The organism is Streptomyces sp. NPDC093984 (assembly GCF_044764595.1).
In the GTDB taxonomy this organism is placed as follows: Bacteria; Actinomycetota; Actinomycetes; order Streptomycetales; family Streptomycetaceae; genus Streptomyces; species Streptomyces cynarae.
This window is the reverse complement of sequence record NZ_JBIWIM010000008.1, coordinates 109645-127243: the sequence shown is the minus strand read 5'-3', so window position 1 is coordinate 127243 and position 17599 is coordinate 109645. Positions and strand designations below refer to the sequence as shown.

At 71.1% G+C, this 17599-nt stretch carries 17 protein-coding genes and 1 tRNA gene; 6 read left to right on the top strand and 12 right to left on the bottom strand.

The features are described from left to right. Nucleotides 1–42: 42 nt before the first annotated feature. A complete protein-coding gene (locus tag ACIRC0_RS27360; protein WP_403620703.1) occupies nt 43–1107 on the top strand; it encodes a nitrous oxide reductase family maturation protein NosD in 1065 nt (354 codons plus the stop codon). 46 nt (nt 1108–1153) lie between these two features. After that, entirely contained in the window at nt 1154–2182 is a 1029-nt protein-coding gene (locus ACIRC0_RS27355) for a methyltransferase (protein ID WP_403620700.1), read from the top strand. Nucleotides 2183–2402: 220 nt separating this feature from the next. On the opposite strand, the gene ACIRC0_RS27350 is transcribed toward ACIRC0_RS27355, so the two are convergent. From ACIRC0_RS27350 to ACIRC0_RS27320, 7 genes are all read right to left on the bottom strand, one after another. Continuing rightward, complete coding sequence (locus tag ACIRC0_RS27350) at nt 2403–2735, bottom strand: TcmI family type II polyketide cyclase (protein WP_200421099.1); 333 nt, start codon at nt 2733–2735, stop codon at nt 2403–2405. Nucleotides 2736–2755: 20 nt separating this feature from the next. Continuing rightward, complete coding sequence (locus tag ACIRC0_RS27345; protein WP_389001422.1) at nt 2756–3235, bottom strand: SRPBCC family protein; 480 nt, start codon at nt 3233–3235, stop codon at nt 2756–2758. A 1-nt stretch (nt 3236) separates the two neighbouring features. Then, nucleotides 3237–3494, bottom strand: coding sequence for an acyl carrier protein (locus ACIRC0_RS27340; RefSeq protein ID WP_200420978.1), 258 nt, complete (start codon nt 3492–3494; stop codon nt 3237–3239). A gap of 70 nt (nt 3495–3564) precedes the next feature. Next, nucleotides 3565–4809 (bottom strand): ketosynthase chain-length factor, encoded by a 1245-nt coding sequence (locus ACIRC0_RS27335; RefSeq protein ID WP_403620695.1) that lies wholly within the window; start codon nt 4807–4809, stop codon nt 3565–3567. Then, nucleotides 4806–6074 (bottom strand): beta-ketoacyl-[acyl-carrier-protein] synthase family protein, encoded by a 1269-nt coding sequence (locus tag ACIRC0_RS27330; RefSeq protein WP_403620692.1) that lies wholly within the window; start codon nt 6072–6074, stop codon nt 4806–4808. Before ACIRC0_RS27330 ends, ACIRC0_RS27335 begins: the two co-directional genes overlap by 4 nt. Further along, entirely contained in the window at nt 6071–6532 is a 462-nt protein-coding gene (locus ACIRC0_RS27325; protein WP_200420981.1) for a cupin domain-containing protein, read from the bottom strand. The genes ACIRC0_RS27330 and ACIRC0_RS27325 overlap by 4 nt, the downstream gene beginning before the upstream one ends. Nucleotides 6533–6597: 65 nt before the next feature. Further along, entirely contained in the window at nt 6598–7752 is a 1155-nt protein-coding gene (locus ACIRC0_RS27320; protein ID WP_403620689.1) for a SchA/CurD-like domain-containing protein, read from the bottom strand. 223 nt (nt 7753–7975) lie between these two features. Here ACIRC0_RS27320 and ACIRC0_RS27315 point away from each other — a divergent pair, with 223 nt between their 5' ends. Beyond that, nucleotides 7976–9631, top strand: coding sequence for an FAD-dependent oxidoreductase (locus ACIRC0_RS27315; protein ID WP_403620686.1), 1656 nt, complete (start codon nt 7976–7978; stop codon nt 9629–9631). Nucleotides 9632–9768: 137 nt separating this feature from the next. Here the strand turns inward: ACIRC0_RS27315 and ACIRC0_RS27310 are convergent, their stop codons facing one another. The 3 genes from ACIRC0_RS27310 to ACIRC0_RS27300 form a co-directional block, all read right to left on the bottom strand. Continuing rightward, complete coding sequence (locus ACIRC0_RS27310; RefSeq protein ID WP_403620683.1) at nt 9769–10218, bottom strand: hypothetical protein; 450 nt, start codon at nt 10216–10218, stop codon at nt 9769–9771. 53 nt (nt 10219–10271) lie between these two features. Next, nucleotides 10272–11558, bottom strand: coding sequence for a hypothetical protein (locus ACIRC0_RS27305; RefSeq protein WP_403620680.1), 1287 nt, complete (start codon nt 11556–11558; stop codon nt 10272–10274). 203 nt (nt 11559–11761) lie between these two features. Further along, nucleotides 11762–11835 (bottom strand) — tRNA-Thr (locus ACIRC0_RS27300). Between the two features lie 255 nt (nt 11836–12090). Here ACIRC0_RS27300 and ACIRC0_RS27295 point away from each other — a divergent pair. From ACIRC0_RS27295 to ACIRC0_RS27285, 3 genes are all read left to right on the top strand, one after another. After that, nucleotides 12091–13179: an ABC transporter ATP-binding protein gene (locus ACIRC0_RS27295; protein ID WP_403620677.1), complete on the top strand. Its 1089-nt coding sequence runs from the start codon at nt 12091–12093 to the stop codon at nt 13177–13179. A 206-nt stretch (nt 13180–13385) separates the two neighbouring features. Further along, nucleotides 13386–13829: a hypothetical protein gene (locus tag ACIRC0_RS27290; protein ID WP_403620674.1), complete on the top strand. Its 444-nt coding sequence runs from the start codon at nt 13386–13388 to the stop codon at nt 13827–13829. A 42-nt stretch (nt 13830–13871) separates the two neighbouring features. Further along, nucleotides 13872–14603 (top strand): NDP-sugar synthase, encoded by a 732-nt coding sequence (locus tag ACIRC0_RS27285; protein ID WP_403620672.1) that lies wholly within the window; start codon nt 13872–13874, stop codon nt 14601–14603. Between the two features lie 127 nt (nt 14604–14730). On the opposite strand, the gene ACIRC0_RS27280 is transcribed toward ACIRC0_RS27285, so the two are convergent. Further along, nucleotides 14731–16419: a DoxX family membrane protein gene (locus ACIRC0_RS27280; RefSeq protein ID WP_403621129.1), complete on the bottom strand. Its 1689-nt coding sequence runs from the start codon at nt 16417–16419 to the stop codon at nt 14731–14733. Between the two features lie 146 nt (nt 16420–16565). Next, complete coding sequence (rlmB, locus tag ACIRC0_RS27275) at nt 16566–17504, bottom strand: 23S rRNA (guanosine(2251)-2'-O)-methyltransferase RlmB (RefSeq protein ID WP_403620669.1); 939 nt, start codon at nt 17502–17504, stop codon at nt 16566–16568. Between the last annotated feature and the right edge of the window lie 95 nt (nt 17505–17599).

The following is a 17599-nucleotide window of genomic DNA, read 5'->3' as shown; positions in this document are numbered from 1 at the left end:
GATCCGGCATTCAACGGCTTATCCGGTCATAGCGTACCGAATATGACGAAACGCCATCTCGCCTACCTCGCGTGTGCCGCAGCGCTCGTCGCGTCGGGGTGCGGCGCCACCGCCGACTCCCTCCCCGCGACGCCCGGCACCCGCACGGTGCGTCCGGGTGACTCGATCCAGAAGGCCGTGGACGCCGCCAAACCGGGAGACACCATCCTCCTCGCCGCCGGCACCTACCGGGAGAGCGTTCGGGTGACCACCTCCGGGCTGACCCTGCGCGGCATGGGCCGCAGCACCGTCATCGCACCGGCCGACAAAGCGGCCTCGAGCGCCTGCGCGAAGGCCGGCAACGGGATCTGCGTCGAGGGGAGGGAGGGCCACCCCGTCACGGACACCACCATCGCCTCCCTCGCCCTGACCGGCTTCTCCAAGAGCGGCCTGTGGTCGACGTGGACCGACCGGCTGACCGTCCGGCACGTGACCGCCGAGAAGAACAAGGTGTGGGGCATCGCGCAGGAACGCTCCACCCGTGGCGTGTTCCTGGACAACACCGCCCGCGACAACGGCGACGCGGGCCTGTTCCTCGCCAACACGGTCGTCTCCGAGGGCGGGGCCACGGACACCAAGGGCGCGGTGATCGCGCGCAACCATCTCCAGGGCAACCGGATCGGCGTGACCGTCCGCCGCCTGAGGGACCTCACCGTCATGAGCAACGACCTCACCGCCAACTGCGCGGGGGTCTTCGTCGTCGGGGACGAGAACACGCCGCGGGCCGGCGCCCTGACCGTGAGCGACAACGTCATCCGTCAGAACAACAAGTCCTGCCCGAAGACCACGCGGCTGCCCGCCCTGCAGGGCTCCGGGATCGTCCTGACCGGGGCCGAGAACACCCTGGTGACCCGGAACACGATCACGGACCACACGGGCAAGTCCCCGCTCTCCGGCGGCATCGTGCTCTTCAAGAGCATGGTGGGCGCCTCGAACGAACGCAACCAGATCACCGGCAACACGGTGCGGCGCAACGCCCCGGCGGACCTCGTCAACGGGGAAGCCGGCAAGGGCAACACCTTCCAGGGCAACACCTGCGGCGCCTCCAAGCCCGCGGGACTGTGCTGACGCCGCGGCACCGCCGCCTTGCGGACCCAGAGAGGAAAGGCAGCACATGACGACCGTAAGCCCTGCCCCACCGCCCTCCATGCGCCTGCGGGAACTCGCGTTCGGGGCGGCGTGCGCCGCCGCCCTCCGCGCCGCCGCCCGGCTGGGCGTCGCCGACGCGCTCGGGGACGGCCCGATGGCCGTGGAGGACCTCGCGGCCGCGGTGAAGACCGAACCGCGGCCACTGCGGCGGCTGCTGCGGGCCCTGACCTGCTACGGCGTCTTCGCCGAGCACGAGGACGGGACGTTCGCGCACACCGACATGTCCCGGCTGCTGCGCGAGGACGACCCGAACAGCCTGCGCTACATCACCCTGTGGTGCACCGAACCCTGGACGTGGAACGCGTGGCCGAAGCTGGACGAGGCGGTGCGCACCGGCCGGAACGTCGTCGAGGACCTGTACGGCAAGGAGTTCTTCACCTACCTCAACGAGGACGCCCCGGAGTCGGCCGACGTCTTCAACCGGGCCATGACGACCTCCAGCCGGCAGTCCGCCCGGGACGTCGCCGAGCTCCTCGACCTGTCGGGGAGTTCGTCGGTCGCCGACATCGGCGGCGGCCAGGGGCACGTGGTGGCGAGCTTGCTGGAGAAGTACCCGTCGATGCACGGAACGCTGCTGGACCTGCCCCCCGTGGTGCGGAACGCCGACCCGCGGCTGCGGGAGGGCGGCGCCCTCGCCGACCGGGTGCGCATCGTGCCCGGCGACTGCCGTGAGGCCATCCCGGTCGAGGCCGACGTCTACATCATCAAGAACATCCTCGAGTGGGACGACGACTCGACCGCCCGGTGCCTGCGCAACGTCGTCACGGCGGGCGGCCCCGGGGCGCGGGTCGTGGTCATCGAGAACCTCGTCGACGACACCCCCTCGATGCGGTTCTCCACCGCCATGGACCTGCTGCTGCTCCTCAACGTGGGCGGGGCCAAGCACACCACGAAGAGCATGGTGGACCGGATCACCGCCGCCGGCCTGATCATCGACGACATCCGCCCGGTCAACCCCTACCTGCACGCGTTCGACTGCAGCGTTCCCCAGTGAACGACGTCTCCCAGTGAACAGCGTCTCCCCGTGGACGGCGTCTCCCCGTGAACAGCCCAGTGAACAGCGTGTCTTAGTGAACAACGTCCCCCACTGAACGACGACCGCCACCGGCCCGCGGGGCCGCCCCCACAGGCCACCGGTCGCCGGGTCCGCGGTGCACGCGGGCCCGGCGACCGGTGGCCGTTCGGCTGGTTCGGACGGTGGGGTCGGGGGTGGTTCAGCGAGCGGAGTCCCGCTCCCAGCGGTAGAAGCACTGCGCCATCGCGTCCTTCGGGGAACGCCAGGTGGCCGGGTCGTAGGCGCTGACGTACGCCGTGAGCCGCTCGCTGACGTCCCGGAAGGCCGGATGCTGGGCCACCTTGGCGATGGCCGGGCCGGGCTCCTGCTCGGCCTCGATCAGGTGCATGTAGACGTCGCCGAACTGCCACAGGGTGCGCCGGGTGACCCCGACGAGATGCGGCAGCTCTCCCCGGTCGGATTCCTCGAACACCTTGGCGATGTCCGGGGCCGATCCGGGGGCCATACGGGCGACGATCAGGGCCTGGTGCATGGGTGTGTCCTCCGTCCGGTTCAGTCGGCCAGCGCGGGCGCGGGCCGTGACTCGGCGGCGGCCTTCTCGATGCGGTCCCGGATCAGGGCCATCTGCACCTTGGAGTTCCGGTTGATGTTGTCGGTCATCCAGGCGTCGTCGACCGGGGCGTCGGGCTTCATCGCGAAGTCCTGCGTCCACACCATCCGGGTGCCCTCGGGGACCTCCTCGTACTGCCACCGGATGTTCATGTACGCGAAGGGCCCCGGCTCGACACGACGGGCCTTGACGGTGAGCGTGGGGCGGTCCGTCTCCCGCTCCGAGACCCAGCTCCACACCGTGCCGTTCTGGTCGGGGTGCATCGTCAGCCGGAAGGTCGTCCTGTTCCCCTCGCGGGAGAGCACGTCCACGGAGGCGTACTCGCTGAACAGGTTCGGCCAGTTCTCCAGGTCGTTGGTCATGTCCCAGACCAGGTCCACCGGCGCGGCGATGGTGATGGCGTTCTCGGTGTGTCCGGCCATGTCAGGCTCCTGCCATAAGGGTGCTGTTGACGAGGTCGAGGAACTGCCGGGGCGTCTTGCAGCGCTCCGCGTCGGGCGGCATCGGGGTGCCGTGCCGGTTCTCCAGTTCGCCGACGATGCCGAGCAGGCCGAGCGAGTCGATGCCGAGGGCGTCGAAGCCGGAGTCGCACCGCTGCTGCAGTTCCTGCGGGGCGACGGTGACTCCGGCGGCCTTCTTCATCAGGTCGGACAGTTCTTCCAGGGTGATGCGGTCGTTCATACGGTGGGTCTCCTTTGCTCCAGGGCGGCCTCGCTGCGAGGCGCCGCTGTTCCGGTCGTTGACTCCCGGCTCACTCGGCCGCGCCGTGCCGCAGCACGAGCGCCGTGTTCGACCCCATGAGGCCCCGGCTGAGGACCAGCGCCGTGCGCGGCTCGGCGGCGCGGGCCCGGCCGGTCACCAGGTCGAGGTCGTGGCAGACGTCGAGGACGTTGGGGGTGGGCGGGATCAGGCCGTGCTCCATCGAGAGCACCGCCGACGCGACGTCCAGCACGGGCGCCGCGCAGTAGCCGCGGCCTATGCCCGTCTTGGGCGCCGTCACGGGTACGCGCCTGCCGTGCGCGCCCAGCGCGTCGGCGATCGCCAGCGCCTCGGCACGGTCCGCCTCCGGTACGCCGAGGGCGTCGGCGAACACCACGTCGATCTCCTCCGGGGCGCACTCGGCCTCCTCCAGGGCGCCGCGGATCGCCTGGGCGAGCCCTTCCCGGGACCGCTCCCACCGGGAGGCGCCGGTGAACGTCGCCGCGTGCCCCGCCAGCACGGCCCGCACCCGCACGCCCCGCTCACGGGCCGAGGTCTCGTCCTCCACGACGAGCATGGCGCCGCCCTCCGCGGGCACGAACCCGCAGGCCCCCGAGGTGAAGGGGCGGTAGGCGCGCTCCGGGTCGCCGACGGTGCTCAGTTCCTCGTAGCCGAGCTGGCAGACCACCGAGTACGGCGCGAGCGGCGCCTCGGTCGAGCCGGCCACGATCACATCGGTGCCCCGGTGCACGGCGCGCGCGGCGTGCGCGAGGGCGTCGAGCCCGCCGGCCTCGTCGGCGGCGACGACCGAACAGGGGCCCTTGAACCCGCGGCGGATGGAGATCTGACCGGTGCTGGCCGCGTAGAACCAGGCGATGGACTGGTAGGGACCCACGAAGCGGCTGCCCTTTCCCCACAGCTGCTGCAGCTCCCGCTGCCCGAACTCACCGCCGCCGGATCCGGCCGCGGTGACCACGCCGAGGGAGAACGGCGAACCGTGCTCGTCGGCGCGGCCGATCCGGGCGTCGGCCAGGGCCAGGTCGGCCGCGGCCATCGCGAAGTGGGTGAACCGGTCGGTCTGCACGAGGAAGCGTTCCTCGACCCCCGCCGCCGGGTCGAAGGCGCGGACCTCGCCGGCCACCTTCAGGGGCAGGTGCTCGCACCCCTCGCGGGTGACCCGGTCCAGGACGCTGATGCCCTCCCGGGTGGACTTCCAGAAGGTGTCGGTACTCGTTCCGTTGGGCGCGACGACGCCGATTCCGGTGACGCCGGCGCGCCGAACGTGGGGTGCGCTCATCGTGTCCTCTCCCTCTGCCGGGTCAGGATCACCGCGGACTGGAAGCCGCCGAACCCGCTGCCCACGGAGAGCACGCTGGTCAGCTTCCGCTCCCGGGCCACGCGCGGGACGTAGTCCAGGTCGCACTCCGGGTCGGGGGTCTCGTAGTTCGCGGTCGGCGGTACGACCTGGCGGTCCAGGGCCAGTACGCAGGCCACGACCTCGATCGCGCCGATCGCCCCGAGGGAGTGCCCCACCATGGACTTGATGGAGCTCATGGGCGTGTCGTAGGCGTGGTGACCCAGGGCCCGCTTCACGGCGGCGGTCTCGTGGCGGTCGTTCTGCCGGGTACCGGAGCCGTGCGCGTTGACGTAGTCGATGGCCGAGCCGTCGAGGCGGGCGTGGTCGAGCGCCGTCTCGATGGCGCGGGCCATCTCCAGGCCCTCGCTGGTCAGTCCGGTCATGTGGTAGGCGTTGCCGAAGGTGGCGTAGCCGCTGAGCTCGCAGTACACCCGCGCGCCGCGGGCCCGGGCGTGTTCCAGCTCCTCCAGGACGAGCACCGCGCCGCCCTCGCCCATGACGAACCCGTCACGGTTGTTGTCGAAGGGTCGTGAGGCGTGCGCGGGGTCGTCGTTGTTCGGGGACGTGGCCTTGATCGCGTCGAAGCAGGCCATGGTGATCGGGGAGATCGGCGAGTCGGAGGCGCCCGCGATGCAGACGTCGGCCCGGCCCTCCTCCACGGTGTGGAAGGCGTACCCCACCGCGTCGAGCCCCGAGGTGCAGCCCGTGGAGACGGTCTGCACCGGACCACAGGCGCCGAAACGTTCCGCCACCATCGAGGCCAGCGTGCTCGGCGAGAACGCCCGGTGCAGATGCGGACCCGCCTCCCGGTGGTCCACGTCCCAGCGCTGCCCGCGATGGCTGACCAGGACGTAGTCGTGCTCCAGCCGGGTGGTTCCGCCCACCGCGGACCCCAGGGACACCCCGACCCGCCAGGGGTTCTCCCGGGCCAGGTCGAGGCCGGCGTCCCGTACCGCCTCCTCACCGGCGACCAGGGCGAACTGGATGTACCGGTCGGCACGTTCGATCTGCTCCGGCCCCAGCCCGCACGCCACCGGGTCGAAGTCGCACTCGGCGGCGATCCGCGAGCGCAGGCCGGTCGGGTCGAAGAAGGTGATGCCCCGCGTCGCGGTACGGCCGTTGGCGAGCAGATCCCAGAACGCCGGGACGCCGATGCCGCCCGGTGCCACGACGCCTATGCCGGTGACCGCCACGCGCCGGGTCATGAACGGACCTGACCTCGGTCGGCCGGCCGGGCACCGCCCGCCCCGGCTCCTTCCGCGGCGACCGCGACGGCTTCCGTCTCCTCGGTGTCGACGTGGCCGAGCTGCGGGGTCGGGGCGAGGGGGCCCAGATGGAAGACGAGACGGGCCTCCTCGTCACCCACGTTGCGGAAGCGGTGCCGCATATAGGCGGGGATCATCAGACCCTGCTCGGGGCGCAGCGCGTGCGGCTCGCCGTCCAGGTCCACCTCGAGCCGGCCGCTGAGGACGTAGACGAACTCCTCGGAGTAGGGGTGGTAGTGCTCGCCGATCCGATCCCCCGGCTGCACGATGGCCACACCCATGAAACCGCTGGTGGAGCCGACCGTGGCCGGGGTGAGCATGGCGCGCAGATCGCCGCCGCGTCTGGTGTTGGGCTCGATCTCGCCGAGCTCCACGATTCTGGGACGGGGTTTGGTCACGTCGTTCCTCCGATGGTGTGCTGCGTCGACAGGGGGGCGGGGCCACCACGGCCCTGTGGTGCCGGTCAGGCCTCGGCCGAGCGGCGGTCGGTGATGAGGTCCATACGGGCGAGCTTCAGGAAGCGCGCCGGGTCGCCGCCCTTCAGCGCAGAGCCGTCCGCACCGACGGCGGTGCCGTCGAGGAGAGTGGTCAGCTCGGCCGCCTGCCCCGGATCGGTCAGGCCGAGGGTCAGCACCGGGTCGGCGTCGGCACCGCCGCGGACATCGATCAGCCGTACGACGATCTCGTCGCGCTGGAAGATCGTGCTGCCGCAGACCGGGCTGCGCGGATCGTCCGCCCGTGCCTCGTCCTGTTCCGCGAGCAGCCGGGCCAGCTGCATCCCGCACCCCGGCCGCGCCGGGTAGTACAGCGCGAGCCGCTTCGCCTCCGGGCACTCCTGATCCGACGTCACATGGTGGACCGCGGGCAGCGCCGCACGGGTGAAGAAGACGCGCGCGGACTCCGGGTCGTTGAGGTCCCGGTCCTGCTCCAGATAGGGGTTGATGGCCTCCTCCACCGCCCGCACCTCCGGCTGCCGGGAGACGTGCCGCAGCGCCGCGAGCAGGTCGCCGCGCACCTCGATGGCCCGCACCACCCGGTTGCCGTGCATGAACAGCGAGGTCCGGCACAGCCGGGTGGTGTCGTCGACCCGGGCCTGAGGCGAGGCGTAGTCCGAGAGGATCTTCGCCACGGTCTCCTCACTGCCCGGCTTGACCGTGAAGGTGAGCGCATGGCGGATCACTCCGTCACCGATCCGCGGGGACGCCTGCAGCCGCCGGTTCGCGGACCTGGCGGACGCCTCGCCACCGGTCTCCCGGACGATGTGGAAACGCAGCGACCGGGTGTCCCGGACACAGCTGTGCAGCGGCTGCACCATCCGCACGTGCTCCTCGCTGTTCACCCAGGCGAGGAACGGCGGGGCGCTCTCCCACTCACTGGTGATGAGCCACTGCGAGGGATTCTCGATCGACTGGCAGAGCTGGTCGCTGACGTGCCCGGGAACGGACGCGACCTGGTTGCACAGCTGCTCGTACGCCTCCAGGAACTGCTGCTGAGCTCCGTCGTAGACGTCCACCAACAGGACGACCCGGAGCGGGGAGCCGTCGAACACCGACTGCGAGACCCGTTTCGACACCTGTCGCGTCACCGGTTCTGAAACACGTTCAGACATTGTGGTCATGCTGCGCTCTTCTCCTTCGGCGGGGCAGAAGCCGACATCGGCCGCGGGTGACACGACGTCAGCGTTCCTCGATCGTGTTCCGGCCGCCGGTGGTGCGCGACTCGTATGAACCACGTGGGTGATCACGCGGGTGATTGGCCGCACCGACGCACGCGAAGCCGCCCGGAGAGGGCATGGAAACCACAACGCGCCCAACCCCGCACCCCTGCCCCTGGAGGCACCGATGCAGCAAGAAGCCGACCACCGGGTTCCGGTCCTCATCGTCGGCGGCTCCCTGGTGGGCCTGTCCATGTCCCTGTTCCTGGGCCGTCACGGCGTGCGGCACACCCTCGTCGAGCGGCACGCGGGCACCTCGATCCACCCGCGCGGACGCGGCAACAACGTGCGGACGATGGAACTCTTCCGGGTGGCCGGCATCGAACCCGACATCAAGACCGCGGCCTCGCTCCTCGCCGGCAACCACGGCATCCTGCAGACCCCGACACTCGTCGGCGACGCCGGCGAATGGCTGTTCCGGCACATCGACCCGGGCGGCGGACTCGCCCGGTTCAGCCCCACCACCTGGTGCCTGTGCAGCCAGAACGACCTGGAACCCGTCCTGCTCGACAGCGCCCGGGAACTCGGCGGCGACCTGAGGTACTCCCACGAGATGGAGTCCTTCGAACAGGACCCCGAAGGGGTGACGGCCGTCATCCGCGACCGGGCCACCGACGAGCGGTACACCATCCGCGCCGACTACCTCGTCGCGGCGGACGGCCCCCGCAGCCCCGTGCGGCGCCGGCTCGGCATCGGCCAGAGCGGGCCCGGCGACCTCTTCGCCAACGTCAGCGTCACCTTCCGCTCCAAGCTGCTCGCCGACGTGGTCGGCGACCGCCGCTTCATCTGCTGCTACCTCACCGACCCCGAGGCCGACGGCGCCCTGCTGCCCGTCGACAACAAGGAGCAGTGGGTCTTCCACGCACCCTGGCACCCCGAACGCGGCGAAACCATCGAGGAGTTCACCGAAGACCGGCTCCAGCGGCACATCCGCCGCGCCGTCGGCGTGCCCGACCTCGACGTGGAGGTCACCGGCAAGGCGTCCTGGCGCGCCGCCGAACGCGTCGCCGACCGGTACGCGGCCGGCCGCGTCTTCCTCGCCGGGGACTCCGCCCACGAGATGTCCCCGACCGGCGCGTTCGGCTCCAACACCGGCATCCAGGACGCCCACAACCTGGCCTGGAAACTCGCCGCCGTCCTCGGCGGCTGGGCCGGACCCGGCCTGCTGGAAACCTACGACACCGAGCGCCGGCCGGTGGCCCTCGCCACCAGCGCCCGCGCCTCGGCCCGCTCCGTGGAGCACAGCCACCCGGGCTTCTCCCCCGCGCCCGGAATGCGCGGCGACGGCCCGAGAAGCGGCATCCTCAACGTCGTCCTCGGCTACCGCTACCCCGAGGGCGCCGTCGCCGGAGCCGACCCGGCGCAACCGGTCGTACCCGACGCCGTACGCCTCACCGGGGAGCCGGGCAGCCGCGCCCCCCACCTCTGGCTGCGCCGCTCCAGCGCTCGCCTGTCCACGCTCGACCTGTACGAACGCGCCATGGTGCTGCTCAGCGACGCCCGCTCCACGGCGGGGTGGCACGACGCGGCCCGCCGCATCGCGGTGACGGACGGCGCACGCCTCGAGACATACCGCATCGGCACGGGACCGGACGCCGACCTGACGTACGACGAGGGGGAGGGAACCGGGCCCGCCGACTGGACACGGACGTACGGCACGACGGTGGACGGGGCGGTCCTGGTACGACCGGACGGATTCGTGGCGTGGCGGGCACCGGGAGCCGTGCCGGATCCGGTGGGGGCGCTGCGGGAGGTGCTGGGGGCGGTCCTCAGGCGTGCCTGAGCTCGGCTCGCCCGACGGGGGTGTGCCGGGTGGTTCCGGACGGCTTCCCGGCGTCCGGAACCACCGGCGGAACAGCTAGGGCCGTCGTTCGGATCATGCCGGGCTCGCTGGTCCGGCCTGATCCGAACGGAAAGACCCTAGCGCCAGATCGTCTGGATCGAGTCGAACTGGACCCAGGTGATCGGGTTGCCGCTGTTGGCGCCGTAGATGGTCACGGAGCCCGCGGTGTTCACCTCGAAGCGGCAGGCGTTGATGCCCTGGCTGTTGTTCCGGGGGGTCGTGGCGCGGACATACCAGGTGGGCAGCCCCATGGCCGCCGGGAGAGTGGCGATCTTGGTGTCGGCGGTGAGGCTGCAGGTGATCGCGCCGCGGGCCTGGAGGAAGGCGGTGCCGAGGATGGTGACGATGCGGACCTGCGGGGTCGCGCCGGTCTGCGCGGTGATGCCGGGCTCCAGCACCAGATCGGCCCACGCGGTGGCGTCGACGGCGGCGGCAGCCGCGGGGGTGGCGGTGGCGACGCTGCCGACGGCGACAGCGGCGGGCAGGCCGAGAGCGGCACCGAGGATGCTACGGCGGTTGTAGGACATGGTCGTTGGTCTCCTTGACGAGGCCGTGTGCGGAATGGCGGAGGGTGGCGACTTCAGCGCCAGACGGCGCTGAAGTTGTCGAGCTGCGCCCAGGTGATGGCGTTGGTGGAGGTCCCGCCGTACAGGCGCAGCTGGCGGTCGGTGCCGGCCTCGGCCCGGGCGACGCAGTAGCCACCGCTGTTGTTGCGCGGGACGTTGCAACGGGTCTCCATGCTCGGGGAGAGCGTGTCGGGCAGTGTGCCGATGACCGCGTCGGCGTTGAAAGTGCCCTTGACCCCGCCGCTGAGCTGGAGCGTCGTGACGCCGCTGACGCTGATGAGCCGTCCCTTGGGGGCGTTCTGGTCGACGCTGACACCGGAGGCGAGGGGAATGGTCTGCCAGTCGGTGAGCACCTTGACGCCGTCGACCTCGGCTGCCCCGGAGAGCGACACGATGGTGCAGGTGCGCGGCCCGGGGTCCTCGCAGGCGAAGCCGAAGTGGAGGTAGGGCACACCGCCCACCACTTCCACGGTCATGCCCTCCGGCTCGCGCCAGTCGAGGCCCGGCGCGGCGGTGATGAACCGCCGGTCCAGGACGTTCCCGGTGGCCCACTCGACAGCGGTGATGTAGGTGTTGCCCGGCGGAGGGTTGTGCGGAGTGCTGGGCGGGGTGACGGTGCTGTCGTAGTGCTCCCCGTCGAGCAGGTACAGAACGCCGCTGTGGGACGCGTACCCCTGGAAGACGCCCAGACCCGCGGGCTGGGCCAGGCGCTGGAGCGGCGTGAAGACGCCCGCCGCCGCCTGGGCCAGGTCGTACCGCTCGTAGTACATCGTGCCGCCGGTGCTGAACCGGACGATGAGCTCGTTGGCACTGCGGTCGATGGTGGGGGTGACGCCGCGGGCGCCCGTCACGGGCGTGTACGGCGTGGTGTGCAGGGAGGACCCGTAGTCCAGGACCGTCCCGGTCCGGAACTCGAAGTTGGTGATGGCGGTGCCGAAGCCCTCGTTGCTGCTGTTGGCCACGGATGCCGTCTCGGTCCACAGGCGGATGACGCCGCTGCGGTTCTCGACGCCGAGGTTGACGCCGTGGCCGAATCCCCGCAGATACATGTAACCGACGATCACGCCCGACCGGTTGAGGCGCGTCACGCACATGTCTCCATTGGCGAGCCGGTCGGCGCCGGAGACCGGTCCGGACTCCCCGCTGAGGGTCACACCGCCCTCCATCACCTGGAGCACGAAGATGTCGCCGGACACCGGGTCGATGCCGAACGACTGCATCACGGTGCTGTTCTTGAGCGGGCGCCGGTGGAGCAGCTTGCCCACCGGTCCCGCGATGTCTATCTGTCCTGCAACGGTCACGCGACGCCGCTCCTTCTCGCACGTTCCTGTGCTGTCATGTTCAGGGCGGCGCAAGTGTCGCATGATCATTGCGTTGAGCACGGAACCCCTCGGTCCGCTTCGCTCACGCACCGCACACACACAAACGGCCCCGGACCAGGAGTCCGAGGCCGACCGAGCGCCTCCCCGGGGAGAAACCCCAGATCAGCGAGGTGTGCACAGAGAGCCCCCTGTCGGATTCGAACCGACGACCTTCGCTTTACAAGAGCGGCGCTCTGACCAGCTGAGCTAAGGAGGCATGCGCAGGGCGAGGCAAGTGTGCCCATGCACGCTCGTGCAGTGTACCCAGGTCCCGGCCGAGCCCTGTCGAAAATTTCCGCGAAGTTCACATGCCCCGAGGTACTGACAGCCGGGCGAACGCCAGGTACCGTCTCGGTCCAGTTCACTCTTGTGGACTACACCACAACGGAACTCCGTACTCCGTAGTGGCACACCACCTTCCTACAACGGATCGTCCGGCACGTTCCTGCCGGTAGAAGGGGGCCCATTCACCATGGCCACTGTCTCGTTCGACAAGGCGACCCGGATCTACCCGGGCACCGAGAAGCCCGCCGTGGACGCGCTCGACATCCACATCGAGGACGGGGAGTTCCTCGTTCTGGTCGGCCCGTCCGGCTGCGGCAAGTCCACCTCGCTCCGCATGCTGGCGGGGCTCGAGGACGTCAACGCCGGCGCCATCCGGATCGGCGACCGTGACGTGACGCACCTGCCGCCCAAGGACCGGGACATCGCCATGGTGTTCCAGAACTACGCGCTCTACCCGCACATGACGGTCGCCGACAACATGGGCTTCGCGCTCAAGATCGCCGGCGTCAACAAGGCGGAGATCCGCAAGAAGGTCGAGGAGGCCGCGAAGATCCTCGACCTCACCGAGTACCTGGACCGCAAGCCGAAGGCGCTCTCCGGTGGTCAGCGCCAGCGTGTCGCCATGGGCCGTGCCATCGTCCGTGAGCCGCAGGTGTTCCTCATGGACGAGCCGCTGTCCAACCTCGACGCCAAGCTCCGCGTGTCGACCCGTACGCAGATCGCGTCGCTCCAGCGCCGCCTCGGCATCACGACCGTCTACGTCACCCACGACCAGGTCGAGGCCATGACGATGGGCGACCGCGTGGCCGTGCTGAAGGACGGTCTGCTCCAGCAGATCGACACCCCGCGCAACATGTACGACAAGCCCGCGAACCTCTTCGTCGCCGGCTTCATCGGCTCCCCGGCGATGAACCTCGTCGAGGTCCCGATCGCGGACGGCGGTGTGAAGTTCGGCAACAGCGTGGTGCCGGTGCAGCGCGACGCGCTCTCCGCCACCACCGACAAGACGGTCACCGTCGGTGTCCGCCCGGAGCACTTCGACGTGGCCGGCCCGGACTCCGACCTGGGTCTCGCGGTCACCGTGAACGTCGTCGAGGAGCTGGGCGCCGACGCCTACGTCTACGGCACCGCGAAGGTCGGCGACGAGTCCAAGGACCTGGTCGTGCGTGTCAGCGGCCGTGACGTGCCGGAGAAGGGCAGCCGGCTGCACGTCGTGCCGCGCTCGGGTGAGACCCACGTCTTCTCGACCTCCACGGGCGAGCGTCTCTCCGACTGACCCGACGACCTCGGTTTATTCACCCAGGTTGACGAAAAGGGCCCCGCAGCGTGCTGCGGGGCCCTTTTCGCTGTCGACAAATACCCCGGCATACGGGGCATTTCGATGGGCCGCGTCAACGCGTTACCCAGAAATCAGCGCTTTCCCATCACCCGAACCGGTGACTAAATGTCGCCAAATCACTACGGGACGCTACCCTCACTCGCGTGAAGCACACCACTACTCCTCAGGGACGGCGCGGCCGGGGCCCCGCCCGCCGGATCGGCCGCACCCTCGCCCTCGTTCTGCCCGTCGTCCTGGTGCTGTCCGGGACGCTGGCGGTGACCCGCGTCAACTGGTCGGGCGGCTCGAACTCGGTGCTCGCCGCCTCCTCCGAAGACGTCTCCACACGTGCGTCCTCCCGGGCCCCGCAGGACGTGCTGCGCGACAGGCTCCTGCTGGAACTGCAGGAGAAGAACCCGGGTGTCGCCCTCACCCACCTCCAGGAGGCCGTCAACGGCCGCCCGTCGCTGGCGAAGCACTGCGCGTCCATCGCCAGGGCGCTGGGCCGCGCCGCGGTCCGCGTGTACGGGCCGTCGCGCGCCCAGGCCTACGCCCGGCCGGTCTGCGACACGTCCTTCGCCTCGGGCGTGGCGGGCGGGCGCGGCTGAGGGCCCGGCCGGGCGGGGCGCGGGGCGACGTACAGTTCGGTCATGACCGATCCGAACGCCGCCTCGCGCCCCGTTCAAGCCGTTGTCCTGGCCGGGGGCCAGGGCTCCCGGCTGCGTCCGTACACCGATGACCGGCCCAAGCCGATGGTGGAGATCCCGGGCACCGGGACTCCGATCATCGGCCACCAGCTCGCCTGGCTCGCCGAGGAGGGCGTCACGGACGTCGTGGTCTCCTGCGGCCATCTCGCCGAGGTCCTGCAGGACTGGCTGGCCTCCGCAGACCTGCCACTGCGCGTCACGACGGTGGTGGAGTCGGAGCCCCTCGGCCGCGGCGGCGGCCTGCGGTACGCCGCGGAGCACCTGCCGCACCCCGACAAGCCGTGGTACGCGACGAACGGTGACATCTGGACCCGGTTCTCGCTGCGCGACATGGCGGACTTCCACACCGAGCGCGACGCGGTCGCCACGCTGGCGCTGGCGCGGCCGCGCATCCCGTGGGGCGCGGTGCAGACGGACGGCTTCGGCCACGTCACGGACTTCATCGAGTCCCCGCCGTCGACGTTCGAGATCAACGCGGGGGTCTACGTCTTCTCCGCCGAGTTCGCGAAGATGCTCCCGGAGCGGGGCGACCACGAGCGTACGACGTTCCCCCGCCTGGCCCGCGAACGCCGCCTGGCGGGCTTCCCGATCCCGCAGGGCGCGTACTGGCGGGCGATCGACACGGCGAAGGACCTCACGGAGGCGGCAAAGGAGCTCGCTGCCCAGGGCCGCTGACGCCGCGACAGGGATCCACGCCCCCTCCCACACGGACCCACACCCTCTCCCGCACGGATCCACATCCCCTCCCACACGAAGAAGGGCCCGCACACCATGTGCGGGCCCTTCGTGTGGGAGCGTCGGACTAACCCAGCAGCCCGCCCACCAAGTGGTCGGAGCCTCCGGAGCTGCTGCCGCCGCCTCCGCCTGAGCCGCCCGTCGAGCCGCCGGTCGGGCCCGCCGTGCCCGTGCCGCCCGACGAGGAGGGGCCCGCGCTGGTGCTGGGGGCGCGCCCGGACGGGGACGAGTGGCGGGGCGGGGTCCGGCCCACGCTGCCCTGGGTCTGGCTCGGCTGGCCGCCCGTGACCGTGCCGGTCGCGCCCGCCGTGGCCGGCGTCCTGGCCGTACTCGACGGCGACGACGTCGTGCCCCGGGTCGTCGGCGGCTGCGAGGCCGAGGGGCTCGCCTTGTGCTGCCGCGCGCCCGGCGACCCGGGCAGCGGTGAACCCGGCAGTGCGTTGCGCGGCGCCTCTCCGGGCCCGGGCACGACCACGCGGTCCGCGTCCCGCACCGCCCCGCCGAGCAGCGAGCCGACCAGCAGCGTCACCCCGGTCACCAGCCCCGTCACCACGGCGCCCCGGCGCAGCACGTACTGCCGCAGCTCCCAGATGTCCGCTCGCGGCCCGAGCCGGCGCCACGCGCTCCCCGCGAGGCGGCCGTCCACGGAGTACACCGGCGCCCCCGCGATGACGAGCGGCGACCAGGCGGCGAGGTAGATGATGTCGGGCGCGTCGTATCCGGGGGTGGTCCGCCAGCTCACCGTCACGATCAGTGCCGCCGACAGCAGCGCCCCGGCCGCGGCCGCGACCCGCTGCCACAGGCCGAGGACGGTCAGCACACCCACGATCACCTGGAGGAAGGCGATGACCAGGCCGGTGCCGACGGGGTGGTGGAGCGCGAACTGCCGCAGCGGCTCGGCGACTTGCCAGGGGTGCAGGGTGTTCAGCCAGGTGACCATGGACCCCCGTTTGCCGCCGTCGAAGTAGAGGGGGTCGCAGAGCTTGCCCATGCCGGCGTAGGCGGAGATGGAGCCGAGGAAGATGCGCAACGGCAGCAGCACCACGCCGAGGTTCATCCGGCGCCCGGGGTAGTAGGCGTGCCGTACGTGGTCGCCGCCGTGCCGCCTGCTCCGCGGCCCGTTCGCGAGCTCCTCGGTGCGCACCGCGTCCGCGAACTCGCCGTCCCCGTAGGGCGGTTCGTCGTAGGCGTGCCTGTGCCCGTCGTACGCGACGTCGTCGTACGCGCTCTCCACGCTCCGCATCGGGGGCAGCAGCCGGGTCTCCCCGGCCAGCGGCCCACGCTGGGCACCGACGACCGGCGTCTGAAGCGTCTGTGCGCTCAGGTGGTCGTCGTAGCCGCCGGTGCCCGCCGCGCCGTCCAGTCCGACGCGCGGGATGACCTGGGTGGCGCCCGGGTCGCCGCCCGCCTCCTCGCCGTGCGTCACGCTCGACGTCCGTACGGCCTGGAGCAGCCGGTGTGCGCCGGTGTCGTCGGGCGCCGACTTACCGCTCCAGACGACGGGCGGACGGCGGCCGGCGGGCCCCGCCGTACCGGCGACGGGCATGCGCGCGGCGTCCTGCGCGCCGCCGACGTGCCGGGCGACCCGCGGGTACTGGGCGCGGCGCGCCGACGCACCCAACTGCACGCGGAAACTCGCATGATTGACGATGACCTGCGCCGGGTCGCTCGGCACCTTCATCATGCTCAGCGCGGGAGCGTCGTCGAACCCGGACGACCGGTCCCCCGTGGGTGTGCGGCGTGTTCTGGTCTCCACACTCATCTAACCGAGTGACGTGTGGTTAGGACACTGCTTTGACTCCGTGGATCTGTCCGGACCCCGTCAAGCTTGCCCTGTACGACCGAATTCCCCCGTACGAGCGAGGGTGCGAACATCTGTCCGCACCCTCCGCCTCGTCGGTGTCACGCGCGTCGGCGCGCCGCCTCGTACAGCACGATCCCCGCCGCCACACCGGCGTTGAGCGACTCGGCGCCGCCCGGCATCGGGATCCGCACCCGGAGGTCGCAGGTCTCGCCGACCAGCCGCGAAAGCCCCTTGCCCTCGCTGCCGACGACCACGACGACCGGCCCTTCCAGCGCGTCCAGCTCACCGAGTTCGACGTCCCCGTCGGCGGCGAGCCCGACGACCGTGATCCCGGCCTTCTTGTACGCCTCCAGGGCGCGCGTCAGGTTGGTGGCGCGGGCGACTGGCGTACGGGCGGCCGTACCGGCGGACGTCTTCCACGCACCGGCGGTCATCCCGGCCGCGCGCCGCTCGGGCACGACCACCCCGTGCCCGCCGAAAGCGGAGACGGAACGGACCACGGCGCCCAGGTTCCGCGGGTCGGTGACCCCGTCGAGAGCGACGATCAGCGGGTCCTCGCCCTCGTCGTAGGCGGCGTCGGTGAGGTCCTCCGGGTGCGCGTACTCGTACGGCGGGACCTGGAGGACGAGGCCCTGGTGGTTGAGCCCGTTCGTCATCCGGTCCAGCTCGGGGCGCGGCGCCTCCATGAGGTTGATGCCGCCGCGCTCGGACGCGAGCTGCAGCGCCTCGCGCACGCGCTCGTCGTTGTCGATGAACTGCTGGACGTAGAGCGTGGACGCGGGCACGCCCCCGCGCAGCGCCTCGACGACCGGGTTGCGCCCGACGACCAGCTCGGAAGAGGACTTCCCGCCCGTACGACGCTGGGTGCGCCCCTGCGCGCGGCGCGTCTTCGCCTGTGCGGCGCGCTGCTTGGCGTGTCCCTTGCGCATCTCGGCGGGCGGAGTCGGGCCCTTGCCCTCCAGGCCCCGGCGTCGCTTGCCGCCGCTGCCGACCTGCGCGCCCTTCTTGCCGGACATGCGGCGGTTGTTCGCGGCCATGACCTACCTGTCTGTTGAAGCGTTCGTATCTGTTGAAGCGTTCGTACGTACGTCCAGTACGTCTCTTACGTCTATGCAGTGTGCCGCCCGGAGGG

Bases quoted from the DNA above. Each gene is read 5' to 3' on its own strand.
- ACIRC0_RS27345 (WP_389001422.1), bottom strand. From the start codon at position 3,235: ATGGCCGGACACACCGAGAACGCCATCACCATCGCCGCGCCGGTGGAC.
- ACIRC0_RS27285 (WP_403620672.1), top strand. From the start codon at position 13,872: ATGACCGATCCGAACGCCGCCTCGCGCCCCGTTCAAGCCGTTGTCCTG.
- ACIRC0_RS27320 (WP_403620689.1), bottom strand. From the start codon at position 7,752: ATGACCACAATGTCTGAACGTGTTTCAGAACCGGTGACGCGACAGGTG.
- ACIRC0_RS27360 (WP_403620703.1), top strand. From the start codon at position 43: ATGACGAAACGCCATCTCGCCTACCTCGCGTGTGCCGCAGCGCTCGTC.
- ACIRC0_RS27335 (WP_403620695.1), bottom strand. From the start codon at position 4,809: ATGAGCGCACCCCACGTTCGGCGCGCCGGCGTCACCGGAATCGGCGTC.
- rlmB (WP_403620669.1), bottom strand. From the start codon at position 17,504: ATGGCCGCGAACAACCGCCGCATGTCCGGCAAGAAGGGCGCGCAGGTC.
- ACIRC0_RS27310 (WP_403620683.1), bottom strand. From the start codon at position 10,218: ATGTCCTACAACCGCCGTAGCATCCTCGGTGCCGCTCTCGGCCTGCCC.
- ACIRC0_RS27355 (WP_403620700.1), top strand. From the start codon at position 1,154: ATGACGACCGTAAGCCCTGCCCCACCGCCCTCCATGCGCCTGCGGGAA.
- ACIRC0_RS27330 (WP_403620692.1), bottom strand. From the start codon at position 6,074: ATGACCCGGCGCGTGGCGGTCACCGGCATAGGCGTCGTGGCACCGGGC.
- ACIRC0_RS27340 (WP_200420978.1), bottom strand. From the start codon at position 3,494: ATGAACGACCGCATCACCCTGGAAGAACTGTCCGACCTGATGAAGAAG.
- ACIRC0_RS27350 (WP_200421099.1), bottom strand. From the start codon at position 2,735: ATGCACCAGGCCCTGATCGTCGCCCGTATGGCCCCCGGATCGGCCCCG.
- ACIRC0_RS27295 (WP_403620677.1), top strand. From the start codon at position 12,091: ATGGCCACTGTCTCGTTCGACAAGGCGACCCGGATCTACCCGGGCACC.
- ACIRC0_RS27315 (WP_403620686.1), top strand. From the start codon at position 7,976: ATGCAGCAAGAAGCCGACCACCGGGTTCCGGTCCTCATCGTCGGCGGC.